The following is a 19,157-nucleotide window of genomic DNA, read 5'->3' on the forward strand; positions in this document are numbered from 1 at the left end:
TGTCGATCACCGAATGCGGTGACCATTTGGGGGAGGGTATGCCAAGGCTTGACCCGCGGTCGCCCCCTTCGGGGAAGAGAGTCACCTACCGGCGTCAGTGCGGGACGGCGGTGCCGTAGAAGGAGTCCAGGGCGTATACGCAACGGTCCTTGGAGCCCACGAAAACCCGGCCGTCAACGGCGACCGGGGAGCCGGTCAGTTCGCCCTTGGTGCCGAGTTCCCAGCGCAATCGGCCAGTGGCGAGTTCCAGGGTGTGCAGCGAGTGGTCGCGGCTGCCCAGGTGGACCAGACCGTCGGCGACCGCCGGGGAGCCGACCAGGTCGGCGCGGGCGGCGTAGCGCCAGCGTTCCCGGCCGGTGGCGCTGTCGAAGGCGAACAGCGTGTCGCCGGAGCCCAGCAGCACCGTGCCGTCGGCGACCACGGCGGGCTCGGCGCCCTGCCGGGAGGCGGTGCCGGCCCGCCACAGGCCGTGGCCGGTGGCGGCGTCCAGCGCGTACAGGGTGCCGAGGTAGTCGGCGACGTACACCGCCCGGTCGTCCACCGCGGGCGGGGTGAACAGCACCACCGGCGCGTCGAACCGCCAGCGCTCGGCGCCGGTGGCGGCGTCCAACGCGTGCACCCGCTGACCGGAGGTCAGGTACAGCACGCCGGAGCGCTCCACCGGCCGGGCCGGCACCTTGCCGCTGACCGGGAACGCCCAGCGCACGCCGCTGCCGCGCGGATCCACGCAGTGCAGCCGGCCGGCGCCCTGGTAGTAGGCGGCGCCGGCGATCAGCGCCGGGCCGGACTGCGGGTTCTCGTACTCCTGCTGGGCGTCGTCGGCGCGCCACAGTTCGGCGCCGCTGGCGGCCGAGCGCAGCTGCACGCCGCCGCCGCGGATGCCGCAGCACAGTACGCCGTCGGCGGCGTCCAGCGAATACACCCAGCCGTCCAGGGAGCTGCGCCAGCGCTCGGTGCCGTCGGCGGAGTCCACGGTGTACAGGTGCGGCCCGTCGGCGGCGTGCACCCGGCCGCCGTCCACGGCCAGCGCCCAGGCGACGTCGCGGGTCTTCCAGCGGCGCTCGCCGGAGCGGATGTCCAGGGCGTGCACCTCGAAGCTGGAGACGAACAGCGTTCCGTCGGCGACCACGGGGGTGCCCCACACGTCGTTGGACATCCGGAACCGCCAGGGCCGCCAGCGGGCGGCGGGCGGCTGCGGCGGGGCGGCCGGCGCCGGGGTGCGGCGCACCCAGTCGGTGCCGACCGGGGCGGCGGACGGCGCGACGGGCTCCACCCGGGGCCCGGGGCCTATCGGCACGTGCGCGCCGGCCAGCCGGACCTCGCCGTCGCCGCCGGGCGCGGCGGGCACCGGCCGCTGGTGCGGGCGCATCCGCTCGGTGGCCACCTCGGCCTCGGAGGGCGCCGCGACCGGCGCGACGTGCACGGACGGCGGGGCGACCGGCTGCGGCGGCACCACGACCGGCTGGGGCTGCGGCTGGGGCGGCTGGCTGACGGGGCGGCGGCTGCTGCGCTTGGCCTCGATCAGGTCGAGCGCGGCGGGCGGCAGCCAGTCCCCGGCCTCGCCGGAGGCGTCCGCCCGGGAGAACAGGTGCGGGGCCAGCTCGGCCTGGATCTGGGCGGGCGTCGGCCGGTGCTCGGGCGCGGGCCGCATGCAGGCCCGCACCAGGTCGACCAGTTCGGCCGGCAGCCCGGACAGGTCGGGCTGGTCGCGCAGCAGCTGGAACACCGTCTCGACGGGGTTGGTGCCCCGGTACGGCGGGTGCCCGGTGGCGCAGAAGACCACCAGCGAGCCGAGCGAGAACACGTCGCTGGCGCCGGTGACGCTGCGGCTGTCGCGGGCCTGCTCGGGCGACATGTAGGCGGGGGTGCCGACCGCGACGTTGGTCATGGTGAGCCGGGTGCTGGAGACCCCGGCGGCGATCCCGAAGTCGATCACCCGCGGCCCGTCCTCGACCACCAGCACGTTGGACGGCTTGAGGTCGCGGTGCACCAGCCCGGCGGCGTGGATGGACTGCAGCGCCTCGGCGATGCCGGCGGTCAGCCAGCGCACCGCGTCGGCGGGCAGCGGCCCGCAGTCGGTGACCAGGTCCTCCAGCGAGGGCGCGGGCACGTACGCGGTGGCCAGCCACGGGACCGCGGCGTCGGCGTCGGCGTCCACCACGGCGGCGGTGTAGAAGCCGCCGACCGTTTTGGCGGCGGCGATCTCGCGGGCGAAACGGACCCGGAACAGGTTGTCCTCGGCCAGTTCGCTGCGGACGGTCTTGATGGCCACCCGGCGACCCGAGGCCGACCGGGCCAGGTACACCAGACCCATCCCGCCCGCGCCGAGCCGGGCCAGCACCTCGAAGGGCCCGATCCGCCTCGGATCGTGCGCCGTCAGCTGGTCCACTCCGCAGCCACCTCCCCTTCAGCCAACGCCCCCCGGCGGTGGCGCGCCCCCGATTCTCCAATGCCCGCCGTCCTGGAGCCAATCTCCCCCGCCCGTGTCCCCCGGTCTGGTAGGGCGGCCCGGGGGCCGCCGAGCGGGCCCGCGGCCTCCACCGAACCCTTCGAAGCTGACTTGTCGTCACGCTGTGAGGTCATCAGTGCACGGGGGGGCAACAACACACGCTGAAAAGTCGTTGATTCTCCCCACGAGCGGACTAATAGTCGCACTACCGAATCGCGCCAAGATCGTGCCACGGTAAGCTGACGGCATGACAGGACAAGTTCGCACCGTCGACGGTCGCGTCGCCGGGCGGCGCGGACAGGAGACGCGGCAGAAGCTGCTCGACTGCCTCCGCGAGATGCTCAGCACGTCGCCGTACCGTGACGTCAAGGTCATCGACGTCGCCCGTATGGCGGGTACCTCCCCCGCGACCTTCTACCAGTACTTCCCGGATGTCGAGGGCGCAGTCCTTGAGATCGCCGAGGAAATGGCCGAGGACAGCGGCGGGCTCAAAGAGCTCGTCGATGGAAAGTCCTGGGCGGGAAAGACCGGCTTCACCACTTCCGAAGAACTGGTGGACGGATTCCTCGCCTTCTGGCGCAAGAATGACGCCATTCTCCGAGTGATCACACTCGGTGCCGCAGAAGGGGACAAGCGGTTCTTCAAGATCCGTATGAAGGTCCTCAACTCGGTGGCGGCTCCGCTTGCCGAAGCGGTTCGCAACACCCAGGGCAAGACCGACAAGACGGTCGACGGGTCGGCGATCGCCGGCGCCCTGGTGACGTTGCTGGCCGCGTCCGCGGAGCACTCGAAGGCGTTCACCTCGTGGGGCGTGAAGGTCAAGGACCTCAAGCCCAGCCTGGCGCTCCAGGTGTACCTCGGAGTCACCGGAAAGAAGCCGCCGAAGTAACACTCAGTCCAGTCCAGTGACGCCCGGCCCCGGTTCCTGTCCGGGGTGCGTCGGACGCGGCCGTGTCCTCGGGGGAGGTTCGCCGACGTACCGCGGGGTGTCATCCGCACCAGACAACGAAGCGCAGGGGCGGTCGGGAGGAAGGTCTCCCGGCCGCCCCTGCGCCGTGTGCCGTGGGTGCCGCCGCCCCGGTCAGGGGCAGCGCACCACCTGGCCGGCGTAGGCCAGGCCGCCGCCGAAGCCGAACAGCAGCACCGGGTCGCCGCTGTGCAGTTCGCCGCGCTCGACCAGCTTGGACAGGGCGAGCGGGATCGAGGCGGCGGAGGTGTTGCCGGATTCGACCACATCACGGGCGACCACCGCGTCCTCGGCCAGGCCGAGCTTTCCGGCGATCGCGTCGATGATCCGCAGGTTGGCCTGGTGGGCGACGAAGCCGCGCAGCTCGGACGGGTCCAGGCCGGCCTTCTCGCAGGCCCGGCGGGCCAGCGGGGCGACCTGGGTGGTGGCCCAGCGGAAGACGCTCTGGCCCTGCTGGCTGATGATCGGCTGCCAGCCGCTGATCACCACCGCCTCGCCCTTCTCCGGCTCGGAGCCCCACACCACCGGGCCGATGCCGGCCCGCTCGTCGGGGACGGCCTCCAGGACGGCCGCGCCCGCGCCGTCCGCGAAGATCACGCAGGTGGTGCGGTCGGTCCAGTCCACGATGTCGGACATCCGCTCGGCGCCGATCACCAGCGCGCGGGTGGCCGCGCCGGCCCGGAGCGCGTGGTCGGCGGTGGCCAGGGCGTACGAGAAGCCCGAGCAGACGGTGTTCAGGTCGTAGGCGGCGGGGGTGGGGATGCCGAGCCGGGCGGCGACCGCGGCGGCGGTGTTGGGGCTGCGTTCGATGGCGGTGCAGGTGGCGACGGCGACCAGGTCGATCTGGTCGGGGGTCACTCCCGCGCGGGCCAGCGCCTTCTGGGCGGCGCCCGCGGCAAGGTCGACCAGGGTCTCGTCCTCGGCGATGTGCCGGGCGCGGATGCCGACCCGGCTCCGGATCCACTGGTCGTCGGTGTCGACCATCGCCGAGAGATCGTCGTTGGTGAGGATCTTCGGCGGCTGGTAGTGGCCCAGCGCCACGATGCGGGAGGCGGTCATACTGCCACTCAACCGGGTTACCGGTCAGTCGGGCGGTAACGCCCTGACACAGGATCGAGGGCCGGATGCTGTAGGGCCCTCACAACCGGAACGCCTCAGGCCGCCAGCGAGTCGGCGTCGCCCATGGCGATCATCGGGTGCATGGCCGGGTCGAGGGCCTTGATCAGGTCGACCATGTGGTCCTCGGTCAGCGAGATGCAGCCGTGGGTGGGGCCGCCGTGGTCGAGGTGCAGCCAGATGCCGCCGCCCTTGGCCGCGCCCTCCGGGAAGCGGCCGTCGAGCGGGGAGGCGCCGGCCACCCGGTTGTAGTTGATCGCGACCACGTAGTCGAAGGAGCCGGCCAGCGGTTCGTTGTTGAAGCCACGGCCGGGCATCACGAACTTCGCGTTCTCGTCGTACGGCAGCTTGGAGCCGGGGTCGGCCTTGCGGCCGCCGGCGTCGGTGAGCGAGAACAGGCCGATCGGGCTGCGCAGGTCGCCGGAGCGGTGGTTGGTGGTCCAGCCCTTGAGGGCGTTGTGGGCGGGCCAGGACTGGCCGGCCTGCCAGCCGCCGTCCTCGCCGCGGGTCCACAGCGTGACGGTGTTGTCGGAGGAGTCCTTGCCCTGGCCGCTGGCGACCAGCACCTGACGGGTCTCCGCGGGGATCTTGGCCATCCAGTCGGCGCCGAGTCCCGGTATGGCGGTGATCCGCTCGCGGGAGGAGCGATCGGCGGCCGGGGCCTCGGTGTGGGCGTCGGCGCCCTTCATCGGGGAGACCTCGGGCTCGCGGTCCGGGGCCGCGCTGGCGGTGTCGCCCTGGAAGGTCCGGCCCGGGCCGATGGTGAACCAGCCGGCCGTCAGCGCCAGCAGGGTCGCGGTGCCGACGGTGAGCTTGGCGGCGCGGCGCGGCTTCGGCTTGCGCCGGCGGCGGCCCTCGGCTCGGCCCTGGGGCTGCTCATCCTCGCCCCGGGAGGCCGGCGCGGGGGCCGAGCGGCGGTGCGAGGCGGCGCGATGGGAACCGGACATGCCGACGATCCTCCCAGACCCGGGGGACGCGGTGGAACCCGGGCCGTGTGATGAGCCTGTGAGCATACGCGCCCGGGGATGCTTCTCCGGTGGTCGGAGGCACTCCGGGTAGTGCGCGGCCACCCCGCGCGCCCCCGGTGGAACGGCTGCGCCCGGTGGCCGAAGACCGGCCCACCGGGCGCGTGGCAGAGCGGTGGTCAGAGGCGCATCGCCTGCGGGGTCTCCCGGCGCAGCGGGTCCGGCCCGTCGTACTCGCGGATGACCTCGTAGCGGGTGTTGCGCTCGACCGGGCGGAAGCCGGCGTCCCGGATCAGCTGGAGCAGGTCGTCGCGGCCCAGCTTGTTCGGGGTGCCGAAGTTGTCCGCGTCGTGGGTGATCTTGTACTCGACCACCGAGCCGTCCATGTCGTCCGCGCCGTGGCTGAGCGCCAGTTGCGCGGTGGTGACACCGTGCATCACCCAGAAGACCTTGACGTGCGGGACGTTGTCGAACAGCAGACGGGACACCGCGAAGGTCTTCAGCGCCTCGGCGCCGGTGGCCATCTCGGTGCGGTCCATCAGACGGTTGCGGACCTTGCCGTCCTTGGAGTCGTGGAAGTCGTGCTGGTAGCGGAGCGGGATGAAGACCTGGAAACCGCCGGTCTCGTCCTGCAGTTCACGCAGCCGCAGCACGTGGTCGACCCGGTGGCGGGGCTCCTCGATGTGGCCGTACAGCATGGTGGCCGGGGTCTTGAGGCCCTTTTCGTGCGCCAGGCGGTGAATGCGCGACCAGTCCTCCCAGTGGGTGTCGTGGTCGACGATGTGCTGGCGGACCTCCCAGTCGAAGATCTCCGCGCCGCCGCCGGTCAGCGACTCCAGGCCGGCGTCGATCAGCTCGTCCAGGATCTCACTGGCCGTCAGACCGCTGATCCGCTCGAACCAGTGGATCTCGGTCGCGGTGAACGCCTTCAGCGAGACGTTCGGCAGCGCGGCCTTCAACTCCTTCAGCGAGCGCGGGTAGTAGCGCCACGGCAGGGTCGGGTGCAGGCCGTTGACGATGTGCAGCTCGGTGAGGGACTCCGACTCCATCGCCTTGGCGAGCCGGACGGCCTCCTCGATGCGCATCGTGTACGCGTCCTTCTCGCCCGGCTTGCGCTGGAACGAGCAGTACGCGCAGGAGGCGCTGCACACGTTGGTCATGTTGAGGTGGCGGTTGACGTTGAAGTGGACGACGTCGCCGTTCTTCTGCGTCCGGACGTGGTGGGCCAGGCCGCCCAGCCAGGCCAGGTCGTCGCTCTCGTAGAGCGCGATCCCGTCCTCGCGGGTCAGCCGCTCACCGGCGTAGACCTTCGCCTCCAGCTCGCGCTTGAGCCCTGCGTCCATGCGGCGCTCCGCCTCCTCGGTCCTTCGATTCGTTGCCAGTCGAGACTACGCCTAGGCCGCCAGCAGTTCGGCCAGCAGGGCGGGGTCCAGGTTGCCGCCGCTGACGACCGCCGCGAACACCCGCCCGCCGAGTTCCTCGGCGCGGTGGAAGTACGCGGCGGGGGCGACCGCGCCGGACGGCTCGGCGACCAGGCGGCCGCGGCGGGCCAGCAGTGCGACGGTGTCCCGGATCTCCTGCTCGGAGACGGTGACGATGTCGTCCACGTACGCGGTGAGGTGCTCGAACGGAAGGACGCCCACACTCGGGGTGCGCAGGCCGTCGGCGAGGGTGCGGTAGGTGTCGGCCATCGGCCAGGCGGTGCGGATGCCCTTGCGCAGGCTCTCCTGCGCGTCCGCCGCGAGCTCCGGCTCCACCCCGATCACCCGGACGCCCGGGCAGGCCAGCTTCAGCGCCGCGGCCGTCCCGGAGATCAGACCGCCGCCGGAGATCGGCACCAGCACGGTGTCCAGGTCGTCCGGGGCGTCCTCGGCGATCTCCAGGCCGACGGTGCCCTGGCCCGCCACGATGTACGGGTCGTCGTACGGCGGCACCCACACGTAGTCGTGCTCGGCGACCAGCTTCGGCGGGAGCGTGTCACGCTGCTCGGCCGGGACGACCAGCACCTCGGCGCCGAACGAACGGGTGTTCTCGATCTTCACGGCGGGCGAGGTGTCCGGCATCACGATGACCGCCTTGATGCCGAGCCGCTGCGCCGCGTACGCCACCGCCTGGGCGTGGTTGCCGCTGGACTGCGCCACCACGCCCCGGGAGCGTTCCTCCTCGGTCAGCGCCGCCAGCCGGTTGAACGCCCCGCGGACCTTGAACGCCCCGGTCGGCTGGAGGCTCTCCGGCTTCAGCCACAGCCGGCGCCCGTCCGGCTGCTCCGCCCACGGGCAGGCAAGCAGCGGGGTGCGGACCGCCGCACCGGCGATCCGGCGTTGAGCGGCGCGCAGGTCTTCCAGGTCGACCAGGGACATCCGGGGCCATCCTCGGGAGTTGACGGGGTGTGAGGTGACGACCCTATTCGGCGAGGTGCAGCGGCAGTTCGCTGACCCTGTTCTCCCACTTGGTGGAGAGCACCACCGTGGTCCGGGTGCGCGCCACCCCCTTGGTGCCGGAGAGCCGCTTGACCACCGACTCCAGGCCCTCCACGTCCGGCACCCGGACCTTCAGCATGTACGAGTCGTCGCCCGCGATGAACCAGCAGTCCTCCACCTCCGGGAGGTCCTTCAGCCGGTGCGAGACGTCGTCGTGGTCGGCGGCGTCGGTCAGTTGAAGACCGATCAGCGCCGTCACGCCGTAGCCCAGGGTGGCCGGGTTGACCGTCGCCCGGTACCCGGTGATCACACCCGCCTGCTCAAGGCGGTTGATCCGGTCCGTCACGCTCGGCCCGGAGAGGCCCACCAGACGGCCCAGCTCGGCGTACGAGGCACGGCCGTTCTCACGGAGTGCCTGAATGAGCTGCCTGTCCACAGAGTCCATTACCTGCCGCGTCCTTCCGAACCACTCCAGAACCACAGATCATTTTCTGGATTCCAAGGCGCCGAGCGCCGATCGACCGGGGTATCCCAGAGAACATACTCTCCCGTAGCGCGGCCGCTCACTCGCCCCGGCGCGACCGGGTTTCCGGGTCGCTTCCGGGGGTGCTGCCCGCCTCGCCGAGATTGCCCGTCCAGCGCCGGTACAACGAGTGCGCCACGCCCACCGCGTCCAGCACCCGGCCGGCCACGAAATCCACCAGTTCCTGGGCGGTCGAACCCCCCGCGTAGAACCCCGGCGAGGCCGGCAGCACGACCGCGCCCTGCGCGTCGAGGGCCACCAGGTGCCGCAGGGTGGAACCGGTGAGCGGGGTCTCGCGCAGGCAGAGCACCAGCGGGCGGCGCTCCTTGAGCGTCACCGAGGCGGTGCGCTGGAGCAGGTCCTTGGACAGGCCCAGCGCGATGCCGGCCGCGGCACCGGTGGTGGCCGGGACGACCAGCATTCCCTTCGCCGGGTACGAGCCGGAGGACGGGCCCGCCGCGAAGTCCCCTGCGGGCCAGTACCGGACGTCGTCCAGCTCCTTCTCGTCCCGGCCCAGCCACTGCGCGAGATCGGCCTTCCAGTGGGCGTCCCGGAACGAGATGCCGGTCTCGTCCAGGATGGTCAGCCGGGCGGCCCGGCTCACGATCAGGTCGACGGACTCGCCGGCGTCCAGCAGCGCGCGGATCACGGACGCGGCGTAGGGGGTGCCGCTGGCGCCGGAGACGCCGAGGACCCAGGGCTCGCGGGGAGTGCTCATACCGCCATTGTCGCGTCCGCGTGCAAGTCACTGCCCTGCGTCGCGATCTTGCGGTTGCGTGCCTTCCGCTGCGCGCAGCTCCACGCGCCCCCGGGCGCACTCGCCCAAGTCAGAATGGTCTCCATGGCAGCCGTGTTGGTGGATCTGACGCATCCGGTGGTGTCCGGGATGCCGGTGTATCCGGGGGATCCCGGGGTGGAGTTGCGGGCGGCGTTGACGGCCGAGGTGGAGGGGGTGAATGTGCTGGCGGTGCATCTGGGGTCGCAGACGGGGACGCATGTGGATGCGCCGTATCACCTGGATGTGCGGTGGCCGACGCTGGACGGGTTGCCGTTGGAGCTGTTCACCGGGCCCGCGGTGGTGGTGGATCTGCGCGGGTTGCCGGCTCGCGGGGAGGTGACGGCGGAGCACCTGGCGGCGGCGCTCGCGGTCTCGGGGCCTGGCACGGTGCTGCTGTTGGCGACGGGGTGGCCGAAGTACTGGGGGACGGACCGGTACTTCGCGCATCCGTACCTGTCCGAGGAGGCCGCGGCAGCGATCGTCGCGGCGGGCGTACGCACCGTCGGGGTGGATGCGCTGTCGGTGGATCCGACGCCGGATCCGGGGCCGTCCGATCCCGAAGTGGCCAGTCTGCTGGCCGAGTTGGTGGACGAGCACGATCCGGCGCCGGAGCTGCCGACCTTGGCCGCGCACCGGGTGCTGCTGGGCCCGGAGGGCGGCGGGGTGATCGCGGAGAACCTGACGGACCTGTCGCCGCTGCTGGAGGCGCAGGCGGCGGGGGTGCCGGTGGAGGTGTCGCTGTTCCCGTTGCGGCTGACGGCGGCGGACGGGGCGCCGGTGCGGGCGGTGGCGCGAATCGGCTGACGGGCCTGCGCCGTCGGCGACTTGGTCCAGACCATCCTGGCAGGCCGGTGCGTGATGGCCGGGGCGCCGCAGCCCGGGCTGCGGCACGCGCCGGAGATCCTGAAGACCGTCGCGCACGAGCGGGACTGCGAACTCGGCGCGCCGGCGTCCGTCGCCCGGCCCGGCCGGCTGCGGGTCGGGGACGCGCGGACGCTGCTCCGATCGGTCAGCCGGCCCGGCGGGGGATCAGGCAGAACGGGTGCCCGGCCGGGTCGACGAACACCGTCCAGCCCGCCTCCCGGTCCTTGACCTCGGCGCCGAGCTCCACCACCCGCTGCTCGACGGCGGAGACGTCCTCGACCTCGATGTCCAGGTGGAGCTGCTGCGGGTGGCCCGGGTCGGGCCAGATCGGCGGGCGGTAGTCCTCGACCCGCTGGAACCCGAGCACCTGGCCGTTCGGCAGGTGGACGGTGGACCACTCCTCGTCGAGCGTCCAGCGGGGATCGGGCCGGTCGACCTCGCCGCCGAGCAGCGCGGCGTAGAAGTGGGCCAGGCCCGCCGGGTAGTGGCAGTCCAGCACCACGCACTGCAGTGTGCCGATCATCGTGATCCCCGTCCGGATCTCGTCGGGCCCCTCGCTCCAGCATGGCGCATCCCCGTGCCGGGCGGCGGGCGAAAGCAGGGGTGCGTGCCCGTCACACCGTGAGGCCCCGGGCGACCAGGTCGATCAGGGCGAAGGCGAACAGCGAGATGCCCACGAAGCCGTTGGTGGAGAAGAACGCCCGGTTGAGGCGGGAGAGGTCGTGCGGCTTGACGATGGTGTGCTCGTAGACGAAGGCACCGGCGACGACCGCGAGGCCGCACCAGAAGAAGGCGCCGGCGTCGGTGAGGACGGCGTACCAGACCAGCAGCGCGGTGGTGAGGACGTGGCAGACCCGGGCGCCGTTGATCGCCGCGGGGATGCCGAACCGCGCGGGGACGGAGCGGACGCCCATGCCGCGGTCGGCGGCGACGTCCTGGCAGGCGTAGATGAGGTCGAAGCCGCCGATCCAGATGCCGACCGCGAGGCCGAGGACGACCGCGTCCCAGGACCAGCTGCCGGTGACGGCGAGCCAGGCGCCGACCGGGCCCATCGCCTGGGCGATGCCGAGGATGGCCTGCGGGAAGTCGGTGAACCGCTTGCCGTACGGGTAGACCACCATCGGGATCACCGCGACCGGGGCCAGCACCAGGCACAGCGTGTTGAGCAGCGCGGCGGAGCCGAGGAAGACCACCAGGGCGATGGCGGAGCCGATGTACGCGGTGCGCACCGAAACCGCGCCGGTGACGAGTTCGCGGTTCGCGGTGCGCGGGTTCCGGGCGTCGATCTCGCGGTCGATGATCCGGTTGGCGGCCATCGCGAAGGTGCGCAGGCCGACCATGCAGATGGTGACCAGCAGCAGCTGGCCCCAGTGCACGGACTTGTCGGCGAGGAACATCGCGGTGAGGGCGGCGATGTAGGCGAACGGCAGGGCGAAGACCGAGTGCTCGATCATCACCAGGCGCAGGAAGGCCCGGGTCCTGCTCCGCGGAGCTTCAAAAGCGGCCGTACTCACAGGCCGTATTCCTTCCAGCGACGGGTGACCCGGGCGGCGGTCGCCGGGTCGGAGGCGACCATCTCGGGCCAGCCGCCGTCGCGGGTGTAGCCCTCCTCGGGGAGCTTGCGGGTGGCGTCGATGCCGGCCTTGCCGCCCCAGAACTGCTGGTAGGAGGCGTGGTCGAGGTGGTCGACGGGGCCTTCGACGACGGACAGGTCGCGGCTGTAGTCGACGTTGCCGAGGGCCCGCCAGGCGACTTCCTGGTAGTCGTGGACGTCGCAGTCGGCGTCCACCACGATGATCAGCTTGGTCAGCGACATCATGTGGGCGCCCCAGATGGCGTGCATGACCTTCTGCGCGTGCTTCGGGTACTTCTTGTCGATCGAGACGATCACGCAGTTGTGGAAGCCGCCGGCCTCGGGCAGGTCGTAGTCGACGATGTCCGGGATGATCACCTTGAGCAGCGGCAGGAAGAAGCGTTCGGTGAACTTGCCGAGCGGCCCGTCCTCGGTCGGCGGGCGGCCGACCACGATGGACTGCAGGATCGGGCGGCGGCGCATGGTGACGCAGTCGATGGTGAGCGCCGGGAACGGCTCCTGCGGCGTGTAGAAGCCGGTGTGGTCGCCGAACGGGCCCTCGGGCAGCATCTCCCCGGGCTCCAGCCAGCCTTCGAGCACCACCTCGGCGTCCGCCGGGACCTGCAGCGGGACGGTCTTGCAGTCGACCATCCGGACCCGCTCGCCCGCGACGAAGCCGGCGAACAGGTACTCGTCGATGTCACCGGGCAGCGGGGCGGTGGCGGCGTAGGTGACGGCGGGCGGGCAGCCGAAGGCGATCGCGACGGGCAGCTTCTCGCCACGCTTGGCGGCGACCGCGGCGTGGTTGCGGCTGTCCTTGTGGATCTGCCAGTGCATGCCGATGGTGCGCTTGTCGTGCCGCTGCAGCCGGTACAGGCCGAGGTTGCGGATGCCCGAGTCCGGGTCCTTGGTGTGGGTCAGGCCGAGGTTGAAGAAGGAGCCGCCGTCCAGCGGCCAGGTGAACAGCGCCGGCAACCGCTCCAGGTCCACGTCCTCGCCGGTGAGGACGACCTCGTGCACGGGCGCGTCGGCGGACTTCACGTTCTTCGGCGGGACGTGCGCCATCGAGGCGAGCTTGCCGAAGGCCTCGCGGAAGCCGGTGAAGCTGTGCGGAAGTTCGGGCTTGAGCAGGCCGCCGATCTTCTCGGCGATGTCGTCGGGGGACTTCAGGCCGAGGGCCTTGGAGAGCCGGCGCTCGGTGCCGAAGACGTTCATGGCCAGCGGCATCGCCGAGCCCTTGACGTTCTCGAAGAGCAGCGCGGGGCCCTTGGCCTTCTGCACCCGGTCGACGATCTCGCCGACCTCCAGATGGGGGTCGACCTCCACCTTGATCCGCTTCAGGTCACCGTCGCGTTCCAGGGCCCGGAGGAAGGAACGGAGATCGTCGTATGCCATACCTGTCAGTATCCGGTACGGGCTAACCTGGGCCCGCCAAGGGTCCTGTTCGAACGTAGTTCGGAGTTCTGCGCGTGCTTCTGCGAGTCGTCCCCACGGTGGCACTGCTGGCCCTGTGGGTGTGGGCGTTCATCGACTGCCTGACCACCCCGGAGGACGAGATACGCCACCTGCCGAAGGTGGTGTGGGTGATCATCGTGCTGCTGTTCCCGCTGGTCGGCTCGATCGCCTGGCTGGTGGCCGGCAAGGACCGCGCCGCCCGCCGCCGGGTGCCGTGGGCGTCCGGCCCGACCGCCGGGTTCCGGGAGTACGAGCGGCCGCTCGCGCCGGACGACGACCCGGAGTTCCTGGCCTCGCTGAAGCGCGGCAACCAGCAGCACGAGCAGATGCTCGAACAGTGGGAGGCGGACCTGCGCCGCCGCGAGGAGGAACTCCGCCGAAAGGGCGAACGTCCCGAGGACGGCGACAGCCCCAGGAGCTGATCCCGTCTTTTGGCGGATCCCTACGATCCAGACGTTCTCCAGTTCCGCTCCACCCGGCCGCCGACCTTCGCGCGCCCCTTTCGGGGGGCCTCGTTCCGGCGGCCTTCGTATGCCCTCCATCTTGCCGCTGACCTGCCAATTCACCGGTTCCGGAGACACCGGTGGAGACAGCCCCGAGCACCCTCCCGGAGTGACCCGGCGGTAGGCCCGCGCACCCCCTTCTGTGCGCCCTCTACAGCGATCGGCCCCCGACCTTGTACGGAACCGACGCCGAAACGCGGGCGCACTGGCTCGTACTGTCGTAGCAGAAGAGGTGTTCGCTGGCTCACGTGACCCTGGAGAGGTTCGAGATGACGGTCCTGCACGACGCGCCGGTCGGCGGCGAGGCTCCGGCCGACGCCCGTAGCCGGGTCACCGAACTTCACGAGCTGCGCGAGCAGGTCCGCCGGGGCCCGAGCGAGAAGGCCACCGAGGCGCAGCACGCCAAGGGCAAGCTGACCGCCCGCGAGCGGATCGAGCTGCTGCTGGACGAGGGCTCCTTCCGCGAGGTCGAGCCGCTGCGCCGGCACCGCGCGCAGGGTTTCGGCCTGGAGGCGAAGAAGCCGCACACCGACGGCGTGATCGTCGGCTGGGGCACCGTCCACGGCCGCACCGTCTTCACCTACGCCCACGACTTCCGGATCTTCGGCGGCGCGCTGGGCGAGGCCCACGCGCAGAAGATCCACAAGATCATGGACATGGCCATCGCGGCCGGTGCCCCGCTGGTCTCGCTGAACGACGGCGCCGGCGCCCGCATCCAGGAGGGTGTCACCGCGCTGGCCGGCTACGGCGGCATCTTCCAGCGCAACACCCGCGCCTCCGGTGTGATCCCGCAGATCTCCGTGATGCTCGGCCCGTGCGCCGGTGGCGCCGCGTACTCCCCCGCGCTGACCGACTTCGTGTTCATGGTCCGCGAGACCTCGCAGATGTTCATCACCGGCCCGGATGTCGTCCAGGCCGTCACCGGCGAGAAGATCAGCCAGAACGGCCTCGGCGGCGCCGACGTCCACTCCTCGGTCTCCGGTGTCTCGCACTTCGTCTACGACGACGAGCAGTCCTGCATCGAAGAGGTCCGCTACCTGCTCTCGCTGCTGCCGCAGAACAACCGCGAGATGCCGCCCGCCGTCGCCAACGACGACCCGGTGGAGCGCCGCAACGAGTCGCTGCTGGACCTCGTCCCGGCCGACGGCAACCGCCCGTACGACATGCGCAAGGTGATCGAGGAGATCGTCGACCACGGCGAGTACCTGGAGGTCCACGAGCGCTGGGCGACCAACGTGATCTGCGCGCTGGCCCGGGTGGACGGCCACGTGGTCGGCATCATCGCCAACCAGCCGCAGTCGCTGGCCGGCGTGCTGGACATCAACGCCTCCGAGAAGTCCGCGCGCTTCGTGCAGATGTGCGACGCGTTCAACATCCCGCTGGTGACCATGCTGGACGTGCCCGGCTTCCTGCCCGGCGTGGACCAGGAGCACGACGGCATCATCCGGCACGGCGCGAAGCTGCTGTACGCGTACTGCAACGCCACCGTGCCGCGGATCCAGCTGATCCTGCGCAAGGCCTACGGCGGCGCGTACATCGTGATGGACTCCCGCTCGATCGGCGCGGACCTGTCCTTCGCCTGGCCGACCAACGAGATCGCCGTGATGGGCGCCGAGGGCGCGGCCAACGTGATCTTCCGCCGTGACATCAACGGGGCCGACGACCCCGATGCGATGCGCGCGCAGAAGATCAAGGAGTACAAGAGCGAGCTGATGCACCCGTACTACGCGGCCGAACGCGGCCTCGTCGACGACGTCATCGACCCCGCCGAGACCCGGGCCGTGCTGGCCTCCTCGCTGGCCATGCTCCGCACCAAGCACGCCGACCTGCCGAGCCGCAAGCACGGCAACCCGCCGATGTAACCGGTGCGACGCGCCCGCCGCCACCGTTCAGCCGCCAGCCTGGGGGAGAAACAGGAACCATGAACGAACCTCTCGTCCGTATCGTCCGGGGCTCGCTGTCCGCCGAGGAGCTCGCCGCCCTGACCGCCGTGCTGGCCGCCCGCGCCGCGCAGGCCTCGGCGGCCGCCGCCGCCACCCACGTCGTCGAGCCGATCGCCACCTGGTCCCGGATCGAGCGCCGCCCGGCGTACTTCTCCCCGGTCAGCTGGCAGCAGGCCGCGTGAGAAACGCGAGGGGCTCCGGAGGCACTGCCTCCGGAGCCCCTCGCGTTTGTGCTGCTGCTACGCCGCTGCCAGCGCCGCGGGGCGCCCGGCGTGCATGGTGGTGAGGTTGGCCGCCAGCCGCTGCGGGTCCTGGGCCAGCCAGAGCCGCACCGCGGCCCCGAGCATGATGCAGGACGAGCCGAGGCGGACGCCGGTGGAGTGGGCGATCCGCGCGGTGGCGATGGTGAGCAGATCGGCGAGCTCGGTCGGCAGCCACACCGTGAGCGCGCAGGGCGCCGGGGTGGCGAGCGCGGCGAGCAGCCGGTGGGCGTCCGCCGGGCAGTGCAGCGTGGGCAGGACGTCCAGCAGGCCGTCGGCGACGACCTCGGAGACGTCGCTGTGGTGGCCCTGGGCGAGCCGTCGCAGCAGCGTGCGTTCCGCTGCGGTGATTCGGACGGTCATGATGACCTCGTCGCACTCCATGGTGCGGCCCTCCTCGCGGCTTTGTGGATCTCTGGGGTGGTTCGGGGGGTGGATGGCGCCAGTGCGACGGGGCGTCAGATACCGGCGTACGAGTGCTTGCCGGTGACGAAGATGTTGACGCCGTAGAAGTTGAACAGCCAGCAGGCGAAGGCGAGCAGGGCCAGGTAGGCGGCCTTGCGTCCGCGCCAGCCGGCGGTGGCCCGGGCGTGCAGGTAGGCGGCGTAGGCGACCCAGGTGATGAACGACCAGGTCTCCTTCGGGTCCCACTCCCAGTACTTGCCCCAGGCCGCCTCGGCCCAGATCGCGCCCGCGATGATGGTGAACGTCCACAGCGGGAAGACCAGGGCGTTGATCCGGTAGGACAGCTTGTCCAGGGTGCCCGCCGCGGGCAGGCGGTCCATGAAGTTGGCCGCCCGGACGGTCAGGCCGGCCGCGACCCGGTGCTCGTAGCGGTCCTTGATCAGGTAGGTGCCGGTCGCGACGAACGCCGCGAAGAAGGCACCGCCGCACACCGTCGCGGTGGAGACGTGGATGCCCAGCCAGTAGGAGTGCAGCGCCGGGACGAGCTGCTCGGACTCGGTGTACAGCACGCTGACGGCGACGCCGAGGATCAGCAGGACCGCGATCACCACGGGCAGGCCGAGCCAGCGCACGTTCTTCTTGGTGGCCAGCAGCACGACGTACGAGCCGACCATCATCAGCGCGAAGGCGACGGAGAACTCGTACATGTTGCCCCACGGCCAGCGCATCACCGACAGGCCGCGGGTGATGACGCCGCCGGTGTGCAGCAGCATGCCGAGTACGGTCAGCGAGACCGCGATCCGGCCGGCCACGTCGGCCTTCTCGCTGCTGCCGGCCGGGCCGAGGCCGTCGGCCGGGGTGTCGTCGCCGCGGCCGCTGGTCACCGTGGTGGCGCCGGCGTCGGCCAGCGCGGTCCGGGTCAGGGTGGCGGTACCGCCGCCCTGCGAGGCCACCGTGACGCTGACCTTGCGCACGCCCTTGGCCGCCTCGGCGGAGTCGCTGACCGACTCCCCGAGGGTGGCCTGCTGCCGGGAGCGGACGGCGACGCCGCCCTTGGCGCCGAAGGTCCACTCGAACATTTGAGCGAACATGGCCAGGGTGTAGACGGCCATCGCCGAATAGACCAGGTTGTTGGAGATATCGGCCAACTGGTGGTTGACCTGCGCGAGCAGCACCGTCTACTCCTTGGTTTCCGGGGCGGTGGGGGCGGCTGCGGCCGGGGAGTCGGCCGCAGTCGGTGCGTCGTCGTCAGCATCGTCGGCGTCGTCGTCGGAGGGCTCCTCGACCGCCGGGGCGTCGCCCTGCAGCTCGACGGCGAGCTCGGCGAGCTCCTCGGCGGTGCGGGCGGACTCGCTGCGGCCCAGGCCCGCCACCTCCACGAGGGTGCGGCCGTCGGCGCCGGTGACGGCCCGGACCCAGATCCGGCGGCGCTGGACGAACAGCGAGCCGACCAGACCGAGGATCGCGGCGACCGCGCCGACCAGCGCGACGGAGTTGCCGGGATGGTGCGAGATGGTGAACGTCGCCCACTGCTGGTAGCCGTCGAAGCTGATGGTCCCGTAGTTGTCGGGCAGCTCCCATTCCTGGCCGACCTTGAGACGGACCTTGGCGATGTTGCCGTCCACCTTCAGCTGGGTCATCGCCTTGTCGTCCAGCTGGTACACGTTCTGCGGCAGGCCGCTGTCGGTGCGCAGGTCGCCGGCGTAGGCGTTGATCACCAGCATCGGGTCGGCGGCGGCCGGGAACATCGACCGCGGGCCGGTCACGTTGAAGTTCTCCGGCGCGGTGGGCAGGAAGAAGCCCTGGAAGGCCAGCTGAGTCTTGTTGCCGTCGGCGTCGGTGCCGTAGTCGTTGACCTTGACCACGCCCCGCGAGGTCATGTTGGCGTCGATCGGCAGGAACGGCGTCGGGCCGCGGTAGACGATCTCCTTCTTGGCGTTCCTGACCGTCACCACCGGGGCGTAGCCGTGGCCGATCAGGTAGACCTTGGAGCCGCCGATCTCCAGCGGGTGGTTGACCTCGATGGTGGACTTCTTCAGCTCGGTCGCGTCGTCGCCGGTCCAGTAGCGGACGTTCGCGGTGAACTGCCGGGCCGTACCGGTCTGCGGGCCGCTCTCCTGGTAGCGGGCGGTGAAGCCGTCCAGCTTGAAGCCGAACTTGTCCAGGTCGTTGACGCCGTAGAAGCGCGAGCCGTAGAAGTCGTCGATCTGGGTGGTGGTGTTGGAGTAGCCCTGGCCCTCCAGCACCAGCTTGCTGGCGGAGCCGGAGGCCACGCCGGCCCAGGCGACGCCGATCAGCAGCGCGAACAGTGAGAAGTGGAACAGCAGGTTGCCGACCTCGCGCAGGTAGCCCTTCTCGGCGGCGACCGAGCCGTTGCCGACGACCGCCCGGAAGCCGCGCTTCTTCAGCAGCGCGTGGGCGGCGGCGTGCACGGCGTCCGGGTCGGCGTCGCTGTGCCAGGCCGCGTAGACCGGCATCCGGGTCAGGTTGCGCGGGGCCGCCGGGGGCTGCGCGCGCAGCACGCCGATGAACTGCCAGGTACGCGGGACGATGCAGCCGGCCAGCGAAACGAACAGCAGGATGTAGATCGCCGAGAACCAGACCGAGCTGTAGACGTGGAAGACCTGGAGCTTCTCGAACAGCGGCGTGATGCCCTTGTGGGCCTCCTTCCACGCCACGAGCTTCATCGTGTCGGGGCCCTCCTGCGGGACCAGCGAGCCGGGGATGGCCGCCAGCGACAGCAGGAACAGCAGCAGCAGGGCGACCCGCATCGAGGTGAGTTGCCGCCAGAACCAGCGCCCCCAGCCGAGGATGCCCATCCCGACCGGGGCGTCACTGTCCTCGGGCGCGGTGCTGAGGCGCTCGACGTCGATGTCGGCGGCGTCCGGGTCCGCGGCATCGGCCGGCTGGGGGCTGGTCTTGGTGTCGCTCACGGG

At 71.2% G+C, this 19,157-nt stretch carries 18 protein-coding genes; 5 read left to right on the forward strand and 13 right to left on the reverse strand.

The window, feature by feature from the left end; all coding sequences use genetic code 11:
• Positions 1–94: 94 nt before the first annotated feature.
• The gene (locus ACZ6R9_RS01425) at positions 95–2,389 is read right to left on the reverse strand and encodes an outer membrane protein assembly factor BamB family protein (protein WP_380484411.1); all 2,295 of its coding nucleotides are present in this window, start codon (positions 2,387–2,389) and stop codon (positions 95–97) included.
• 307 nt (positions 2,390–2,696) lie between these two features.
• On the opposite strand from ACZ6R9_RS01425, the gene ACZ6R9_RS01430 reads away from it, so the two are divergent.
• Entirely contained in the window at positions 2,697–3,338 is a 642-nt protein-coding gene (locus ACZ6R9_RS01430) for a TetR family transcriptional regulator (protein WP_100587127.1), read from the forward strand.
• Positions 3,339–3,530: 192 nt separating this feature from the next.
• On the opposite strand, the gene ACZ6R9_RS01435 is transcribed toward ACZ6R9_RS01430, so the two are convergent.
• The 6 genes from ACZ6R9_RS01435 to ACZ6R9_RS01460 all read right to left on the reverse strand — a co-directional run bounded on the left by ACZ6R9_RS01435 (position 3,531) and on the right by ACZ6R9_RS01460 (position 9,158).
• Positions 3,531–4,475 carry a beta-ketoacyl-ACP synthase III gene (locus ACZ6R9_RS01435; RefSeq protein WP_380484409.1) on the reverse strand — a complete coding sequence of 315 codons (945 nt, stop codon included), beginning with the start codon at positions 4,473–4,475 and terminating at the stop codon, positions 3,531–3,533.
• 95 nt (positions 4,476–4,570) lie between these two features.
• Complete coding sequence (locus ACZ6R9_RS01440; protein WP_465535753.1) at positions 4,571–5,479, reverse strand: L,D-transpeptidase family protein; 909 nt, start codon at positions 5,477–5,479, stop codon at positions 4,571–4,573.
• A 197-nt stretch (positions 5,480–5,676) separates the two neighbouring features.
• Positions 5,677–6,840: an aminofutalosine synthase MqnE gene (gene mqnE / locus ACZ6R9_RS01445; RefSeq protein WP_380484405.1), complete on the reverse strand. Its 1,164-nt coding sequence runs from the start codon at positions 6,838–6,840 to the stop codon at positions 5,677–5,679.
• Between the two features lie 51 nt (positions 6,841–6,891).
• Positions 6,892–7,857 (reverse strand): threonine ammonia-lyase, encoded by a 966-nt coding sequence (locus ACZ6R9_RS01450; RefSeq protein ID WP_380484404.1) that lies wholly within the window; start codon positions 7,855–7,857, stop codon positions 6,892–6,894.
• Between the two features lie 43 nt (positions 7,858–7,900).
• Positions 7,901–8,362, reverse strand: coding sequence for an Lrp/AsnC family transcriptional regulator (locus ACZ6R9_RS01455; protein WP_030462120.1), 462 nt, complete (start codon positions 8,360–8,362; stop codon positions 7,901–7,903).
• 118 nt (positions 8,363–8,480) lie between these two features.
• The gene (locus ACZ6R9_RS01460; protein WP_465535757.1) at positions 8,481–9,158 is read right to left on the reverse strand and encodes a UbiX family flavin prenyltransferase; all 678 of its coding nucleotides are present in this window, start codon (positions 9,156–9,158) and stop codon (positions 8,481–8,483) included.
• Between the two features lie 123 nt (positions 9,159–9,281).
• On the opposite strand from ACZ6R9_RS01460, the gene ACZ6R9_RS01465 reads away from it, so the two are divergent.
• Positions 9,282–10,022 carry a cyclase family protein gene (locus ACZ6R9_RS01465; protein ID WP_380484400.1) on the forward strand — a complete coding sequence of 247 codons (741 nt, stop codon included), beginning with the start codon at positions 9,282–9,284 and terminating at the stop codon, positions 10,020–10,022.
• 205 nt (positions 10,023–10,227) lie between these two features.
• On the opposite strand, the gene ACZ6R9_RS01470 is transcribed toward ACZ6R9_RS01465, so the two are convergent.
• The 3 genes from ACZ6R9_RS01470 to ACZ6R9_RS01480 form a co-directional block, all read right to left on the reverse strand.
• Positions 10,228–10,605 (reverse strand): VOC family protein, encoded by a 378-nt coding sequence (locus tag ACZ6R9_RS01470; protein WP_380484399.1) that lies wholly within the window; start codon positions 10,603–10,605, stop codon positions 10,228–10,230.
• 91 nt (positions 10,606–10,696) lie between these two features.
• The gene (gene mqnP, locus ACZ6R9_RS01475; protein ID WP_380484397.1) at positions 10,697–11,596 is read right to left on the reverse strand and encodes a menaquinone biosynthesis prenyltransferase MqnP; all 900 of its coding nucleotides are present in this window, start codon (positions 11,594–11,596) and stop codon (positions 10,697–10,699) included.
• Positions 11,593–13,050, reverse strand: a complete 1,458-nt coding sequence (locus tag ACZ6R9_RS01480; protein ID WP_380484395.1) for a menaquinone biosynthesis decarboxylase — start codon at positions 13,048–13,050, stop codon at positions 11,593–11,595. Before ACZ6R9_RS01480 ends, mqnP begins: the two co-directional genes overlap by 4 nt.
• Positions 13,051–13,124: 74 nt before the next feature.
• Here ACZ6R9_RS01480 and ACZ6R9_RS01485 point away from each other — a divergent pair, with 74 nt between their 5' ends.
• The 3 genes from ACZ6R9_RS01485 (at position 13,125) to ACZ6R9_RS01495 (ending at position 15,738) form a co-directional block, all read left to right on the forward strand.
• Positions 13,125–13,532: a PLD nuclease N-terminal domain-containing protein gene (locus ACZ6R9_RS01485; protein WP_465535761.1), complete on the forward strand. Its 408-nt coding sequence runs from the start codon at positions 13,125–13,127 to the stop codon at positions 13,530–13,532.
• 350 nt (positions 13,533–13,882) lie between these two features.
• Positions 13,883–15,475, forward strand: coding sequence for an acyl-CoA carboxylase subunit beta (locus tag ACZ6R9_RS01490; RefSeq protein ID WP_380484500.1), 1,593 nt, complete (start codon positions 13,883–13,885; stop codon positions 15,473–15,475).
• A 59-nt stretch (positions 15,476–15,534) separates the two neighbouring features.
• The gene (locus ACZ6R9_RS01495; protein ID WP_380484391.1) at positions 15,535–15,738 is read left to right on the forward strand and encodes an acyl-CoA carboxylase epsilon subunit; all 204 of its coding nucleotides are present in this window, start codon (positions 15,535–15,537) and stop codon (positions 15,736–15,738) included.
• A gap of 57 nt (positions 15,739–15,795) precedes the next feature.
• Here ACZ6R9_RS01495 and ACZ6R9_RS01500 read toward each other — a convergent pair whose 3' ends face one another.
• The 3 genes from ACZ6R9_RS01500 to resB form a co-directional block, all read right to left on the reverse strand.
• Positions 15,796–16,200, reverse strand: coding sequence for a hypothetical protein (locus ACZ6R9_RS01500; RefSeq protein WP_380484389.1), 405 nt, complete (start codon positions 16,198–16,200; stop codon positions 15,796–15,798).
• Positions 16,201–16,274: 74 nt separating this feature from the next.
• Positions 16,275–17,396: a c-type cytochrome biogenesis protein CcsB gene (ccsB, locus tag ACZ6R9_RS01505; protein WP_380484387.1), complete on the reverse strand. Its 1,122-nt coding sequence runs from the start codon at positions 17,394–17,396 to the stop codon at positions 16,275–16,277.
• A 3-nt stretch (positions 17,397–17,399) separates the two neighbouring features.
• Positions 17,400–19,154: a cytochrome c biogenesis protein ResB gene (gene resB / locus ACZ6R9_RS01510; protein WP_465535764.1), complete on the reverse strand. Its 1,755-nt coding sequence runs from the start codon at positions 19,152–19,154 to the stop codon at positions 17,400–17,402.
• Positions 19,155–19,157: the final 3 nt, after the last annotated feature.

Source organism: Kitasatospora sp. NPDC048662 (assembly GCF_055587065.1).

Excerpts from the sequence above, each read along its gene's own strand:
- ACZ6R9_RS01435 (WP_380484409.1), bottom strand. The coding sequence starts at position 4,475 with ATGACCGCCTCCCGCATCGTGGCGCTGGGCCACTACCAGCCGCCGAAG.
- ACZ6R9_RS01500 (WP_380484389.1), bottom strand. The coding sequence starts at position 16,200 with ATGGAGTGCGACGAGGTCATCATGACCGTCCGAATCACCGCAGCGGAA.
- ACZ6R9_RS01490 (WP_380484500.1), top strand. The coding sequence starts at position 13,883 with ATGACGGTCCTGCACGACGCGCCGGTCGGCGGCGAGGCTCCGGCCGAC.
- ACZ6R9_RS01465 (WP_380484400.1), top strand. The coding sequence starts at position 9,282 with ATGGCAGCCGTGTTGGTGGATCTGACGCATCCGGTGGTGTCCGGGATG.
- ACZ6R9_RS01440 (WP_465535753.1), bottom strand. The coding sequence starts at position 5,479 with ATGTCCGGTTCCCATCGCGCCGCCTCGCACCGCCGCTCGGCCCCCGCG.
- ACZ6R9_RS01430 (WP_100587127.1), top strand. The coding sequence starts at position 2,697 with ATGACAGGACAAGTTCGCACCGTCGACGGTCGCGTCGCCGGGCGGCGC.
- ACZ6R9_RS01480 (WP_380484395.1), bottom strand. The coding sequence starts at position 13,050 with ATGGCATACGACGATCTCCGTTCCTTCCTCCGGGCCCTGGAACGCGAC.
- ACZ6R9_RS01455 (WP_030462120.1), bottom strand. The coding sequence starts at position 8,362 with ATGGACTCTGTGGACAGGCAGCTCATTCAGGCACTCCGTGAGAACGGC.
- ACZ6R9_RS01460 (WP_465535757.1), bottom strand. The coding sequence starts at position 9,158 with ATGAGCACTCCCCGCGAGCCCTGGGTCCTCGGCGTCTCCGGCGCCAGC.
- ACZ6R9_RS01470 (WP_380484399.1), bottom strand. The coding sequence starts at position 10,605 with ATGATCGGCACACTGCAGTGCGTGGTGCTGGACTGCCACTACCCGGCG.
- ACZ6R9_RS01450 (WP_380484404.1), bottom strand. The coding sequence starts at position 7,857 with ATGTCCCTGGTCGACCTGGAAGACCTGCGCGCCGCTCAACGCCGGATC.
- ACZ6R9_RS01495 (WP_380484391.1), top strand. The coding sequence starts at position 15,535 with ATGAACGAACCTCTCGTCCGTATCGTCCGGGGCTCGCTGTCCGCCGAG.
- mqnE (WP_380484405.1), bottom strand. The coding sequence starts at position 6,840 with ATGGACGCAGGGCTCAAGCGCGAGCTGGAGGCGAAGGTCTACGCCGGT.